The 13,155-nt window shown below is 62.9% G+C and carries 12 protein-coding genes; 4 read left to right on the forward strand and 8 right to left on the reverse strand.

Features of this window, described 5'->3' with window-relative positions; genetic code table 11:
- The first annotated feature begins 105 nt into the window (after positions 1 to 105).
- Positions 106 to 510 (forward strand): CBS domain-containing protein, encoded by a 405-nt coding sequence (locus CK627_RS02570; RefSeq protein ID WP_042005716.1) that lies wholly within the window; start codon positions 106 to 108, stop codon positions 508 to 510.
- Here CK627_RS02570 and CK627_RS02575 read toward each other — a convergent pair.
- Positions 507 to 1,043: a DUF2301 domain-containing membrane protein gene (locus CK627_RS02575; RefSeq protein ID WP_095591606.1), complete on the reverse strand. Its 537-nt coding sequence runs from the start codon at positions 1,041 to 1,043 to the stop codon at positions 507 to 509. The two genes, CK627_RS02570 and CK627_RS02575, sit on opposite strands and share 4 nt — an antisense overlap.
- An 86-nt stretch (positions 1,044 to 1,129) precedes the next feature.
- Here CK627_RS02575 and CK627_RS02580 point away from each other — a divergent pair, with 86 nt between their 5' ends.
- Positions 1,130 to 1,894, forward strand: a complete 765-nt coding sequence (locus tag CK627_RS02580) for a substrate-binding periplasmic protein (protein ID WP_005306420.1) — start codon at positions 1,130 to 1,132, stop codon at positions 1,892 to 1,894.
- Between the two features lie 100 nt (positions 1,895 to 1,994).
- Here the strand turns inward: CK627_RS02580 and asnC are convergent, their stop codons facing one another.
- On the reverse strand, positions 1,995 to 2,456 hold the full coding sequence (asnC, locus tag CK627_RS02585) for a transcriptional regulator AsnC (RefSeq protein WP_005306422.1): 462 nt from the start codon (positions 2,454 to 2,456) through the stop codon (positions 1,995 to 1,997).
- 153 nt (positions 2,457 to 2,609) lie between these two features.
- Here asnC and asnA point away from each other — a divergent pair, with 153 nt between their 5' ends.
- On the forward strand, positions 2,610 to 3,602 hold the full coding sequence (gene asnA / locus CK627_RS02590; RefSeq protein WP_010635824.1) for an aspartate--ammonia ligase: 993 nt from the start codon (positions 2,610 to 2,612) through the stop codon (positions 3,600 to 3,602).
- A gap of 209 nt (positions 3,603 to 3,811) precedes the next feature.
- Here the strand turns inward: asnA and CK627_RS02595 are convergent, their stop codons facing one another.
- The 4 genes from CK627_RS02595 to rluD all read right to left on the reverse strand — a co-directional run bounded on the left by CK627_RS02595 (position 3,812) and on the right by rluD (position 9,278).
- Positions 3,812 to 4,636, reverse strand: coding sequence for an MBL fold metallo-hydrolase (locus CK627_RS02595; RefSeq protein ID WP_095591608.1), 825 nt, complete (start codon positions 4,634 to 4,636; stop codon positions 3,812 to 3,814).
- 57 nt (positions 4,637 to 4,693) lie between these two features.
- Entirely contained in the window at positions 4,694 to 7,267 is a 2,574-nt protein-coding gene (clpB, locus tag CK627_RS02600; RefSeq protein ID WP_095591609.1) for an ATP-dependent chaperone ClpB, read from the reverse strand.
- Positions 7,268 to 7,440: 173 nt separating this feature from the next.
- Complete coding sequence (gene pgeF, locus CK627_RS02605; protein WP_095591610.1) at positions 7,441 to 8,178, reverse strand: peptidoglycan editing factor PgeF; 738 nt, start codon at positions 8,176 to 8,178, stop codon at positions 7,441 to 7,443.
- Between the two features lie 119 nt (positions 8,179 to 8,297).
- On the reverse strand, positions 8,298 to 9,278 hold the full coding sequence (rluD, locus tag CK627_RS02610) for a 23S rRNA pseudouridine(1911/1915/1917) synthase RluD (protein WP_010635820.1): 981 nt from the start codon (positions 9,276 to 9,278) through the stop codon (positions 8,298 to 8,300).
- Between the two features lie 117 nt (positions 9,279 to 9,395).
- On the opposite strand from rluD, the gene CK627_RS02615 reads away from it, so the two are divergent.
- Positions 9,396 to 10,151, forward strand: coding sequence for an outer membrane protein assembly factor BamD (locus CK627_RS02615; RefSeq protein WP_005306434.1), 756 nt, complete (start codon positions 9,396 to 9,398; stop codon positions 10,149 to 10,151).
- A gap of 142 nt (positions 10,152 to 10,293) precedes the next feature.
- On the opposite strand, the gene CK627_RS02620 is transcribed toward CK627_RS02615, so the two are convergent.
- Both CK627_RS02620 and CK627_RS02625 read right to left on the reverse strand, forming a co-directional pair.
- Positions 10,294 to 11,622, reverse strand: coding sequence for a CoA-disulfide reductase (locus CK627_RS02620; protein WP_095591611.1), 1,329 nt, complete (start codon positions 11,620 to 11,622; stop codon positions 10,294 to 10,296).
- Between the two features lie 78 nt (positions 11,623 to 11,700).
- Entirely contained in the window at positions 11,701 to 13,101 is a 1,401-nt protein-coding gene (locus CK627_RS02625) for an L-cystine transporter (RefSeq protein ID WP_017779299.1), read from the reverse strand.
- Positions 13,102 to 13,155: the final 54 nt, after the last annotated feature.

Raw genomic sequence — 13,155 nt, forward strand, 5'->3', positions numbered from 1 at the left:
TCTTATCCGCAGGAATGCCTATCGATCCCCACGGCACAAGCCATTGGCCGTTGCTGCCATCCGGTGGGCATAGTGGCACCATTGCCACCCTACGGAGCCACGTCCATGTTAAATATTCGCGACCACATGAGCCGCCTGACCCACTCCCTCACCCCGCAGCTCGGCCTGGCCGACGCGCTGGACCGACTGCATGACGCCGGCCTGAGCGGCCTGCCGGTGCTGGACCCGCAGCAGCGGCTGATCGGGTTTCTCTCCGAGCAGGATTGCATCCCGAGCCTGCTCACCGGCAGCTACCACTGCGATACCCGCACCCGGGTCGAGGATCTGATGAACCGGGCCCCGCTCTCGGTCAGCCCGGATGACAGCATACTGGAGCTGGCCCGCCAGATGACCGGGGCCAAACCCAAGGTCTATCCGGTGCTGGAGGGGAACCGGGTCGTTGGCATCATCAACCGCCGGCAGGTGATGCAGGCCCTCAACGCCCAGATGAAGGCCTGCCTGCCCACCTAAATCTGGTAACGCCCCTTGTCGCCGATATCGAAGTGCAGGGGCATCCGCCACTTGGCCAGCGCGAGCAGGCAGAGCAGCGCGCCACACACCAGCGCCACCAGGGCGGCGGCCCAGCCGATGCCGGTCAGCTCCAGCAGCCACAACAGGGGTAGCAGCAGGGACACCGCCCTGATCCCCGGAATGGCGAAACAGAACTGCTCCTTGAAGGCCAGCCCCGCCAGCGTGGCCAGGGCCGCTCCCAGCACCAGCACATCCGGCGCACCGCTCGCACTGAGCAACAGGGCGCCCCAGCCCAGCCCCTGCAGCAAGAAGCGAATGCGCTTGTCATAGACATGCAGGCACAGGCCGCATACCCCGCTGGCCACTGCCAGCGCTGTCAGCCACTGTGCCGGCGTCAAAAAATCCTGCCCGATCAGCAAGCTTGCCCCTCGACACAGCAGCAGCAAGGCTGCCAGACTCAAGCCCAGGCGATAGAGGCAGACCGACAGCCTGTCGATGCCGTCCAGCTCGCTTTCAATTTCAGGGTTTGCCATATACAGTCGCCTCTACGAATCAGGGGCAACCCAATATACTGGTATCAGGTGCCAAATAATCTTCAAATGGGTTCAGGAGAGGTAGTTTGCGTGTAATCCACCTGCTTTGGCTACTGTTCCCGCTCAGCCCCTTTGCCAGGGAGCTGATCGTCTGTGGCACGATGGAACCCCCGCTCAAATACCTCGATGCCGCTCAGCAGCCCAGAGGGCTCGATGTCGACATCGTCACCGCCATCTTCGGCAGACTCAAGATCCCCATCAAGATCGAGCTGGCCGATTCCGGTGCCCGTCTCACCCGCAACGCAGAGACCGGTGTCTGCGATGTGGTGATGACCCACTCCTACAAGGCGGAGCGGGAACGCTACCTCATCTACCCCCAGCAGGCCCATATCCGCCACAGCTGGCACTTTTTCGTGCGCAAGGCCGACCTGCTGAAGATCCGCTACGAGACGCTGAGCGATCTGAAACCCTGGCGCATCGGGGTGACCAAGGATTTCTCCTACACCCCCGAGCTGGCCGCCGCCCTCACCGATCCCTCCTATCACTTCCAGGAGATCACCATGAACCAGCTGCAGCTGCGCAAGCTGCTGGCCGGGCGGATCGATACGGTCCCCATGCCGCTGGTCACCGCCTTCGCCCAGATCAGGGAGGAGGGACTGGAAGGCAAGCTCGACTACCTGCCCAAACCGCTCAAGAGCAGCCCCTACTTCAACACCTGGGCCCGCGCCCGCGCCGACCAGAATACCCCGGCCCAGATGGCGGCCTATGACGCCGAGCTGCTGCGCATGAAACGCGACGGCCGCCTCAAGGCCCTCTACGACAAGTACGGCATCCCCTATATCGAACCCTGATCGGCCGGTCAGGGCTTCACATCCCGCAGACTAGGGTTCTGCAACAAGACAAGCGTCTCGCACGGGAGTGGATCTCTATATCCCTCTCATGCAACCCGGCTCAAGGCTTCACATCCCGCAGGATCGGGTTCTGCAGCGAGATCAACGTCTCGGTGGACTGTATCTCGTCGATGGTCTGGATCTTGTGGATCAGCACGGTCTGCAACTCGTCGATGGAGCGGGTCATCACCTTCATGAAGATGCTGTAGTGGCCCGTGGTGTAGTAAGCCTCCACCACCTCGTCCAGCGCCTGCAGCTTGGCCAGCGCCGAGGGGTAATCCTTGGCGCTCTTGAGGTTGATGCCGATGAAGCAGCAGACGTCGTAGCCCAGCTTCTTGGGGTTCACCTGCACCCGCGTTCCCTCGATGATCCCCGCCTGCTTCATCTTCTCCACCCGCACATGGATGGTACCCGGGCTGACCAGCAGTTGTTTGGCCAGCTCGGCGTAAGGCAGCCGTGCATTCTCCATCAGGGCGGTGAGGATGGCCTGATCGAGATTATCGATCCGATAATTTTCCGGCACTTTTTTGCACTCCCTTTGATGATTCATCATTAATCACCGGTGTATTTTGAAGAAAAAAATACACAAAGCCTATTTCTATTATCGAATATTGAATTTAGTTGGCGATCTGTTGAAAAATCTTCACATCCAACGGGTTCAAGACAGGTATTCAGCATGAAACAGCACTACATTCGCAGCCAGCAACAGATCAGCTTCGTCAAAGAGATGTTCTCCCGCCAACTCGCCCAGCAACTGGGTCTGATGGAGGTACAAGCCCCCATCCTGAGCCGGGTCGGTGATGGCACTCAAGACAACCTCTCTGGCCACGAGAATGCGGTGCAGGTCAAGGTGAAGACTCTGCCGCAGCACAGCTACGAAGTGGTGCACTCACTGGCCAAATGGAAGCGCCAGACCCTGGGCCGCTTTGGCTTCGGTCCGGGCGAAGGCATCTACACCCACATGAAGGCACTGCGTCCGGACGAGGATCGCCTCACCCCCATCCACTCCGTCTACGTGGATCAGTGGGACTGGGAGAAGGTGATGCCGAGCGAGCGCCGCGATCTGGCCTACCTGCAGGAGACGGTGCGTGGCATCTGGGCCGCCATCAAGGCCACCGAGCGCGCGGTTTGTGCCGAACATGAGCTGACCCCCTTCCTGCCGGCCGAAATCCAGTTCGTGCACAGCGAAGAGCTGCTGACCCGCTACCCGGATCTCGACGCCAAGGGGCGCGAGCGGGCCATCGCCAAGGAGCTGGGTGCCGTGTTCCTGATCGGTATCGGCGGTGCCCTCTCCCACGGCGAGCGCCACGACGTGCGTGCCCCGGACTACGACGACTGGAGCAGCCACAGCGAGCTGGGTCTGGCCGGTCTGAACGGTGACATCCTGGTGTGGAACCCGGTGCTGCAGGACAGCTTCGAGATCTCCTCCATGGGGATCCGGGTCGACGCCGAGGCGCTGCGCCGCCAGCTCGCCATCACCGGCGACGAGGATCGCCTGCAGTACGACTGGCACCAGGATCTGCTGGCAGCGCGGATGCCGCAAACCATCGGCGGCGGCATCGGTCAATCCCGTCTGGCCATGCTGCTGCTGCAAAAAGAGCACATAGGTCAGGTTCAGGTCGGTGTCTGGCCGGCCGAGATGAAGGCCGCCGTGCAAGGCATGCTGTAACGAATGAAGGCCATGCCGGCGTCATCACGCCGGCATGGCGACAGGCAAGTGGCCGTCGGGGTTGAGCGAGCGCAACCCCGGCAGGCTGTAAGAGGCAAGGCCGGCAGCGGCCTTGCTTCGCCATCGGGGGCTTGCCCCTGCGACCCGCTCAACCCACGTCAGGTCGCTTCACTACATTCCTCCCGGCAATCTTCGGATTGCCGTTTTTTTTACGCCGAAAAACGGTATTCGAAACCGGCCCCGATCTGGCACTGGCGCGGCAGATCCGCTTTCCTGCTGCCGGTGCAGTGGCAGGCAAACAGCTTCTCCACCGCCTCCTCCTGCAGATAGGCTCCAAGCGCCGCCGCCCGCTGCGGACCGGAAAACTTCAGGTGCAGGCCGCCGATGACGGCGTGGATCCGCTCATCGCCACACACCTCCCTGGCCCGCTCGATAATGTTCTCGGTCCCGGCGTGACCACAGCCGATAAAGACGATCAGCCCCTGTTCGCTCTTGTAGACCAGCGCGGAATCGTCGCTGATAAGGTCTTTTTCCACCCGTCCGTCCCGCATGATGTAGCCAAGCAGCGAGGGGGCTGCCCGCTCGCGCCGCGCAATGCTGCCGAGGAACACCAGACGCTCCGAGAGCCACACCGGCTCGGCCGAGCAGTGGGGGAGCAAGCCTCTGGCCGCCAGCGACTCCCGCTCCAGTACTCCCGACAGGCGATAGAGGTTGCGCCGCCAAAAGGGAAGCGGCAGGAAGTAGCCCCGCTCGCAGAACACGTCCGGACAGGCGATGAGAGGAATGGGGGTCGGATAGACGGGCAGCGAGCCTACCCCGCCCACATGGTCATAGTGACCGTGAGAGAGCACCACATGGGTGAGCGAGGCGAGATCGATCCCCATCACGGCGGCGTTGTGGCGCAGCGCCCGGCCACGGCCGCTGTCGAACAGCACCCTGAGGCCGTCGCACTCCAGCAGCAGCGACAGCCCCTTCTCGGGCAGACAGCCAGGCAGATGGACATCGTCATCCACCAGTACGGAAAAGGTGAGCATGCAATTACCCCTCAAAAAAACGCAGGCTCGGGGCCTGCGTTTTTATCAGCGATCCAGTTATTGGGTCATGGTGAGGCCGTTGCTGTCGGCCCCCAGCAGCAGTTTCTTGCCGGGGACGATGCGGCCGGAGAGCAGCGCCTGCGCCAGCGGGTTCTCCACCTTGTGCTGGATCGCCCGCTTGAGGGGACGCGCACCGTAGACGGGGTCGAACCCGGCGTGCACCAGCTTGTTCAGCAGCGCTTCGCTCACCTCCACCTCGTAGCCCTGGGCCTCCAGCCGGCTCATCAGGCTCTTGAGCTGAATGCGGGCGATGGACTTGATGTGCTCCTCGCCGAGCGGGTGGAACACCACTGTCTCGTCGATCCGGTTGATGAACTCCGGCCGGAAACTGCGTGCCAGCACCTCCATCAACATGGCTTTCATCTCGTCGTAATCCTTCTCGGAGTGGTGCTCCTGAATGAGATCCGACCCCAGGTTGGAGGTCATGATGACCACGGTATTGCGAAAATCCACGGTGCGACCCTGACCATCGGTCAGCCGGCCGTCATCCAGCACCTGCAACAGGATGTTGAACACATCCGGGTGGGCCTTCTCCACTTCATCCAGCAGGATCACCGAGTAGGGGCGACGGCGTACCGCCTCGGTCAGATAACCGCCCTCCTCGTAACCCACATATCCCGGAGGCGCCCCCACCAGACGGGCCACGCTGTGTTTCTCCATGAACTCCGACATGTCGATCCGCACCATGGCGTCCTGGGTATCGAACAGGAACTCCGCCAGCGCCTTGCACAGCTCGGTCTTGCCCACCCCGGTGGGCCCGAGGAACAGGAAGGAGCCGATGGGGCGGTTCGGATCGGAGAGACCGGCACGGGAGCGGCGAATGGCGTTGGAGACCGCTTCGACCGCCTCCTCCTGACCGATCACCCGACTGTGCAGCTGATCTTCCATCCGCAGCAGCTTGTCACGCTCCCCTTCCAGCATGCGGGCCACCGGAATCCCGGTCCAGCGGGCCAGCACGTCTGCGATCTCCACGTCGGTGACCCGGTTGCGCAGCAGGCTGGTCTCCTGCATCTCGGCCTGGGTGGCGAGATCCAGCTGTTTCTCCAGCTCCGGAATGCGGCCGTACTGCAGCTCGGACATGCGGCCCAAGTCCCCTGCGCGGCGAGCCACGTCGAGATCCTGACGGGCCTGTTCCAGCGCCGCCTTGATGTGCTGGGTGCCAGCAAGGGCGGCCTTCTCGGCCTTCCACACCTCTTCCAGCTCGTTGTATTCCCGATCTTTTTCACCGATCTCCTGGTTGATCAGCTCGAGCCGTTTGCGGCTGGCGTCGTCATCCTCCTTCATCAGCGCCTGCTGCTCCAGCTTCAGCTGGATGATGCGCCGCTCGAGCCGGTCGAGGGACTCGGGCTTGGAGTCGATCTGCAGCCGGATGCTGGCCGCCGCCTCGTCGATGAGGTCGATGGCCTTGTCCGGCAGCTGACGATCCGCGATGTAGCGGTGCGACAGCTGGGCCGCCGCCACGATGGCCGGGTCGGTGATCTGCACGTGATGGTGCAGCTCGTAACGCTCTTTCAGGCCGCGCAGGATGGCGATGGTGTCCTCCACACTCGGCTCTTCCACCAGCACCTTCTGGAAACGGCGCTCAAGGGCCGCATCTTTCTCGATGTACTGACGGTACTCATCGAGCGTGGTAGCCCCGACGCAGTGCAGCTCGCCCCGCGCCAGCGCCGGTTTGAGCATGTTGCCCGCGTCCATGGCCCCCTCGCCCTTGCCGGCGCCGACCATGGTGTGCAGCTCGTCGATGAAGAGGATGACGTTGCCCTCCTCCTTGGCCAGGTCGTTCAGCACCGCCTTGAGCCGTTCCTCGAACTCGCCGCGATACTTGGCACCGGCCACCAGGGCCCCCATGTCCAAGGAGAGCACCCGCTTGTTCTTGAGCCCCTCCGGCACCTCGCCGTTGATGATGCGCTGGGCCAGCCCTTCAACGATGGCGGTCTTGCCGACGCCGGGAGCCCCGATCAGCACCGGGTTGTTCTTGGTACGGCGTTGCAGCACTTGGATGGTGCGGCGGATCTCGTCATCCCGCCCGATCACCGGGTCGAGCTTGCCGATCTCGGCCCGCTCGGTCAGATCGATGGTGTACTTCTCCAGCGCCTGGCGATTCTCCTCGGCGTTGGCATCCTCCACCTTCTTGCCGCCACGCACCTTGTCGATGGCCGCTTCGAGTTTCTCCTTGGTCAGCCCCTGGGCACGCAGCAGCTCGCCCAGCGTCCCCTTCTCGTCGAGGGCCGCCAGCACGAACAGTTCGGAGGAGATGAACTGATCCTTGCGCTGCTGGGCCAGCTTGTCGCAGACGTTGAGCAGCCGGCCGAGGCCGTTGGAGAGCTGCACGTCCCCCTCCACACCGCTGACACGCGGCAGGCGGTCGAGTTCTTCACCCAGACGCGAACGCAGGGCATTGATGTCCAGCCCGGTCAGGGTCAGCAACGGGCGAATGGAGCCGCCATCCTGGTTGACCAGGGCGGTCATCAGGTGAACGGGTTCAATGAATTGGTGGTCACGACCCAGCGCAAGAGACTGGGCATCGGAAATAGCAATCTGGAATTTGCTGGTCAGGCGATCGAGGCGCATTGCACTCCCCCTTCAAACAGGCAGACGCCGCTTGCGCGGCAAACAACATAACTTTCTGAGATGAAAGATGAGGCCCGTACGGACTATTTCAAGGGGCGAGGCTGGTTATTTTTTCTGCAGATGCAGGCGTGAGGGGATCACGGCCCCTTGGCAAACAAGGGGCCGCTCAGTGTTTATTCGGCCAGCCAGATGATGGAAGCCATGCGGCCGGTCTGGCCGTCGCGACGATAAGAGTAGAACTGCTCGCTGTCGCTGAAGGTGCAGTGCTCGCCGCCATGAACGGCGGTGACGCCGGCGCGGGCGAGGCGCAGGCGGGCCAGCTGATAGATGTCCGCCAGCCACTTGCCCTCGTTGGGCGAAGGGACAAACGCTGCCTCTGCTGCAGCCTGCTCCGCCATAAAGGCCTCGCGCACCTCGCCACCCACCTCGAAGGCCTGCGGGCCGATGGCCGGGCCAAGCCAGGCCAGGATCTCGCCCGGCTCGCGACCCATGGCGGCGATGCTCGCCTCCAGCACGCCCCCCTGCAGCCCACGCCAGCCGGCGTGAGCGGCGGCCACCACTGTGCCGGCCCGATCGCAGAACAGCACAGGCAGGCAGTCGGCGGTCATCACGATGCAGGCCTGCCCCGCGTCTCGGGCGCAGGCAGCATCCGCATCCGGCGCGCAGCCATAGTCGCTGCTGACGGGATGCACCGCGGTGCCGTGCACCTGATTGAGCCAGTTGAGAGTGCCGGGGATGGAGGCCGCCTGCTGCAGTCGGGCCCGGTTGGCCTCGACCCTGGCCGGTTCGTCCCCCACGTGGGCCCCCAGGTTGAGGCCGGCAAAGACCCCCTCGCTGACGCCGCCGTCACGGGTGGTCGACAGGGCTCTGACCCTGGCCGGGGCCGGCCAGTCGGGTTCGATCCATTTCATCTGTGGCTCCTTTCGTTCATATGAAAACGGGGCCCCTTGGCTGCAACCAGTCAAGGGGCCCCGTTTCGAGTCATGCAGGGCGGGTCACGGCAGGAATCGTCGCAAGCGTGCCCTCTTCATCAGTTCCAGACCAGATCGTCCGGATTGGCCAGGGTATCAGCCCGCAGCACTTCCATCAGATCTAGCATGTCCTGCGGCGTCGGCGAGTGCCACTGCATCACCTCACCGGTGATGGGGTGCGCCAGCTGCAGCATGGTGGCGTGCAGCGCCTGGCGATGGAAGTTGCGCAGGGCTTCGGTCAGCTCGGGGATGGCGTTGCGCAGCGGACGCAGACGACCGCCGTAGGCCGGATCACCCACCAGCGGGTGCTTGATGTGGGCCATGTGCACACGGATCTGGTGGGTACGACCGGTTTCCAGCCGCAGCCGCAGCCGGGTGTGACCGCGGAACTTCTCGTGCACCCGGTAGTGGGTCACGGAAGGACGGCCATTAGGCACCACGGCCATGTGGGTGCGCTGGGTCGGGTGACGGCCGATGGGGGCATCGACGGTGCCGCCGGCGGTCATGTGACCGATGGCGATCGCTTCGTACTCACGGGTGATCTGGCGCGCCTGCAGCGCCTCCACCAGATGGGTCTGGGCCGGCACTGTCTTGGCGACCACCATCAGACCCGTGGTGTCTTTATCCAGACGGTGCACGATACCGGCGCGGGGCACTTCGGCGATGTCCGGGTAGCGGTGCAACAGGGCGTTGAGAATGGTGCCATCGGGTGTACCGGCGCCCGGGTGAACCACCAGACCGGCCGGCTTGTCGATCACCAGAATGTGTTCATCTTCGTAAACGATGTTGAGCTCGATATCCTGCGCATCGAAGCGGGTGTCATCTTCCAGCTCGACATCCACATGCACCTTCTGCCCGGCCAGCACCTTCTCGCGCGGGGTATTGGCAACCTGACCATCCAGGGTCACTCTGTCCTGTAAAATCCACTCCTTGATGCGGGTGCGGGAGTAGTCTGGAAACAATTCGGCCAGGGCCTGGTCGAGTCGCTGCCCGAATTGGTGATCCTGGAATTCGCCTGTCAGTTCAATATGCTGGCTCATGTATGGTCTCTTGAGCGGGGGGTATCAATTCGAAATAATCCGGGTATTCTAGCTTTTCTTTTAGCCAAGCATAACGGATACTTTGCCAATTTCGTGGAAATGGACCGGATGTTGTTGATGGGAAAGAAGTCTCACCTGCTGATGTCACTCGCCTTGGTCGCTACCTTGATCACAGGCTGTTCCAGCACCAAACCCAAGGTACCGGACGAACCGCCGGAGACCCTGTACCAGAAAGCACGCGTCAAGCTGGATGCCGGTAACTACCTGAATGCTATCGAGTTACTGGAAGCGCTGGATTCTCGCTATCCTTTCGGTGCCTACTCCAACCAGGTTCAGCTCGACCTCATTTACGCCTACTACAAGCAGGATGACACTGCCCAGGCGATCGCCAATATCGACCGTTTTATCCGCCTCAACCCGGCGCATAAAAATATCGATTACGTCTTCTATATGCGCGGTCTGACCAACATGGCCGGCGATTACAACTTCTTCCAGGACTTCCTGGGCATAGATCGGGACGACAAAGACCCCTCCTATGCCCGTCAGGCCTTCCAGGATTTCAAGACCCTGTTGCAGAACTACCCCAACAGCGTCTACGCCGCCGATGCCCGCGCCCGCATGATCGGTCTGAAGAACCGGCTCGCTCGCTACGATCTGAGCGTGGCCGAGTACTATGTGAAGCGTGATGCGCTGATCGCCGCCGCCAACCGGGCCAAGCTGATCGTCGAGACCTATCCCGACACGGCCGAAACCGAGAAGGCGCTGGAGATCATGATCAACTCCTACGACACCCTGAAGATGCCGACCCTGGCCCAGCACGCCCGCGAAGTGCTGGCCAAGAACTACCCGGACAATCGTCTCGGTCGCAGCTGATCACTTGCCGCACAATGAAAAACCGGAGCCTTGGCTCCGGTTTTTTTATGGGCGCTGTTCATGAACGACATGCCCCTTTACCACCCCGTGCCGGCGGCATGGGGAAAGACGGCGCACATCAGCCACGCCGTCATGCCTTGTATTACTTGGCGACGTTGCCCGCCACGTTGAGCACATCCCAGGTGCGGGAGAAGGGCGGCGCGTAGGCAAAGTCCAGCATGCCGAGCTGCTCCGTGGTCACCCCCATGGTGATGGCGACCGCCAGCGCATCGATGCGGTGCACCGCCCCCTTGCGCCCGAGGATCTGACCACCCAGCAACCGCTTGCTGCCCGCCTCATAGACCAGCTTGACGTGAATGTCTGACTGACCTGGGCAGTAGTTGGTGTGGCACTTGTCCTTGATCACCACGGTACGATAATCAAGGCCCATCGCCTTGGCCTCCTGCTCGGAAAGACCGGTACGGCCCGCCTCCAGCCCCAGCACCTTGAGCGCGGCAGAGCCGAGGGTGCCCGGGAATTCCTGCTCGGCGCCCGCCAGGTTCTCGCCCACCATGCGTCCCAGCTTGTTGGCGATGGTAGCGAGCGGCACATAGACCTGCTGCTGCTTCACGCCGTGCCAGACGCTGGCACAGTCACCGGCCGACCAGACGTTGGCCAGCGAGCTGCGCCCCTGCCGGTCCACCTTGATGGCGCCGTTGCCGAGCCGCTCGATGCCGGTATCGGCCAGGAACTCGGTATTGGGTTTGACCCCGGTGCAGACCACCACGATATCGGCCTCGTACTCGCCATGGCTGGTGCGCACGCCGGTCACCCGGCCCTCTCCCAACAGGGCTTCGACCCGCTCGCCGAGATGGAGGGAGACTCCCTGCTCACGCAGCTCGGTCTCGATATGCTGGGTGATTTCGCTGTCGAACGCCTCCGGGATGACCCGCTCCGCCAGTTCGATCAGACGCACCTCCTTGCCCTGATGGACCAGCGCCTCGACCACCTCCAGCCCGATAAAGCCGGAGCCGATCACAACAGCACGGGTGTTGGCCTTGTCCTGCACGGCGGCCTTGAGGGCCAGCCCATCGGCCATCCGGCGCAGGCCGAATACCCCTTGCTGCTGCAGGCCCGGGATGGGCGGCATCACTTCGCGGGCGCCGGTGGCGATCATCAGCCGATCGTAGCGATCGGTGAAGGTGTCGCCGTTATGTTCGACCTTCAGTGTCTGAGCATTGGCATCCAGGCTCAGCACCCGGTGGCCGGTCTTGACCTCGATCCCCTTGGCGGCGAACTGCGCCGGGGTGAACTCGGCCATGTAGCCGGGCTCCTGAAACTCGTCGCCAACGAAATAGGGCAGACCGCAGGCGCCGAAGGAGATCACCTCGGACGCCTCATACACCACGATCTCAGCCTCTTTGGCCAGTCGGCGCGCCTTGGCGGCCGCACTCATGCCGGCGGCTTCGCCACCGATAATCACGATTCTCATACTTGCTCCTGTCAATGACGCAGGGAGGGCGTGCCCTCCCTGTGGTTGATGGCGGAAGGGATCCCCTCCCGCGGCGGATCAGATGGTGGACTCTTCGCCGTCCAGACAGACTTCCTGCTCGCTGTTGAACACCGCCATGTCGGTCTCCCCCAGCAGACGGCTGGTGACGGTACCGGCGGTGATGGAGCCGGAGACGTTCAACGCGGTACGGCCCATGTCGATCAGCGGCTCGATGGAGATGAGCAGACCGGCCAGCGCCACCGGGAAGTCCAGCGCGGAGAGCACGATCAGCGCGGCAAAAGTGGCGCCGCCACCAATGCCGGCCACCCCGAAGGAGCTGACGGTGATGATGGCGATCAGGGTCATGATGAAGCCCGGATCCATGGGGTTGACCCCCACGGTCGGCGCAATCATGACCGCCAGCATGGCCGGATAGATGCCGGCGCAGCCGTTCTGGCCGATGGTCGAACCGAACGAGGCGGCGAAGTTGGCGATCCCCTCAGGAATGCCGAGCGCCTTGGTCTGGGTCTGCACGTTCATCGGGATGGAACCCGCGCTGGTGCGGGAGGTGAAGGCAAAGGCCAGCACCGGCATGATCTTCTTCAGGAAGCGGGCCGGGTTGATGCCCACCAGCGCCACCAGCAGCAGGTGCACGGCGAACATGATGGCGATGGCACCGTAGGAAGCCAGCACGAAGTTGAGCAGGTTGATGATGTCGGCGTAGTTGGAGCCGGACACCACCTTGGTCATCAGCGCCAGCACACCGTAGGGGGTGAGGCGCAGCACCAGGGTCACCATCCGCATCACGATGACGTGAGCGACCTGCATGAAGTGGCCGAAGCTCGCGAAAATCTCCGGTTTCTTGCGGGCGATGCCGGTGGCGGAGAGGCCGATGAAGATGGAGAAGATCACCACGGCGATGGTGGAGGTCTTGCGCGCCCCCGTCATGTCGAGGAAGGGGTTGGCCGGGATGAACTCCAGCACCATCTTGGCAAAGGACATGCTCTCGACGCTGCCGAGGGTGGTCTGCAAGGCCGCCCCGCGGGCGGTTTCGGCGGCGCCGGCGGTGAGCCCCTCGGCGGTCAGGCCGAACAGGTTGGACATCAGGATGCCCGCCCCGGCGGCGATCATGGTGGTGAAGATCAGCACACCTATGGTCATGGCGCTGATCTTGCCAAGGGCGGTGCCACCGTTGAGCTTGAGGATGGCCCCAATGATGGAGACCATGATGAGCGGGATGATGATCATCTGCAGCAGCTTCACGTAGCCGCTGCCGACGATATCCAGGTAGTCGCCGGTCTGCACCAGCACGTCGGAACCGGCCCCGTAGAGCAGCTGCAGGGCGGCGCCGAACAGGATACCCAGCCCCAGCCCCGAGAAGACCCGGCGGGTGAAGCTGACGTGGGTCTGCTGCAACCGATAGAGAAACAGCAGCAACATGGCCAGGATGGCCAGATTACCTATAACGCTAAGAGTCATGACGATATTCCCCAAAATGATCGGGCCAGGCCCGAAGTGTGCGGACGAGTGCCC

The organism is Aeromonas dhakensis (genome assembly GCF_002285935.1).
Lineage (GTDB): Bacteria > Pseudomonadota > Gammaproteobacteria > Enterobacterales > Aeromonadaceae > Aeromonas > Aeromonas dhakensis.

Coding starts and splice junctions, on each gene's coding strand:
- CK627_RS02575 (WP_095591606.1), bottom strand. CDS start 1,043: ATGGCAAACCCTGAAATTGAAAGCGAGCTGGACGGCATCGACAGGCTG.
- CK627_RS02570 (WP_042005716.1), top strand. CDS start 106: ATGTTAAATATTCGCGACCACATGAGCCGCCTGACCCACTCCCTCACC.
- CK627_RS02615 (WP_005306434.1), top strand. CDS start 9,396: ATGGGAAAGAAGTCTCACCTGCTGATGTCACTCGCCTTGGTCGCTACC.
- CK627_RS02620 (WP_095591611.1), bottom strand. CDS start 11,622: ATGAGAATCGTGATTATCGGTGGCGAAGCCGCCGGCATGAGTGCGGCC.
- pgeF (WP_095591610.1), bottom strand. CDS start 8,178: ATGAAATGGATCGAACCCGACTGGCCGGCCCCGGCCAGGGTCAGAGCC.
- clpB (WP_095591609.1), bottom strand. CDS start 7,267: ATGCGCCTCGATCGCCTGACCAGCAAATTCCAGATTGCTATTTCCGAT.
- asnA (WP_010635824.1), top strand. CDS start 2,610: ATGAAACAGCACTACATTCGCAGCCAGCAACAGATCAGCTTCGTCAAA.
- rluD (WP_010635820.1), bottom strand. CDS start 9,278: ATGAGCCAGCATATTGAACTGACAGGCGAATTCCAGGATCACCAATTC.
- CK627_RS02625 (WP_017779299.1), bottom strand. CDS start 13,101: ATGACTCTTAGCGTTATAGGTAATCTGGCCATCCTGGCCATGTTGCTG.
- CK627_RS02595 (WP_095591608.1), bottom strand. CDS start 4,636: ATGCTCACCTTTTCCGTACTGGTGGATGACGATGTCCATCTGCCTGGC.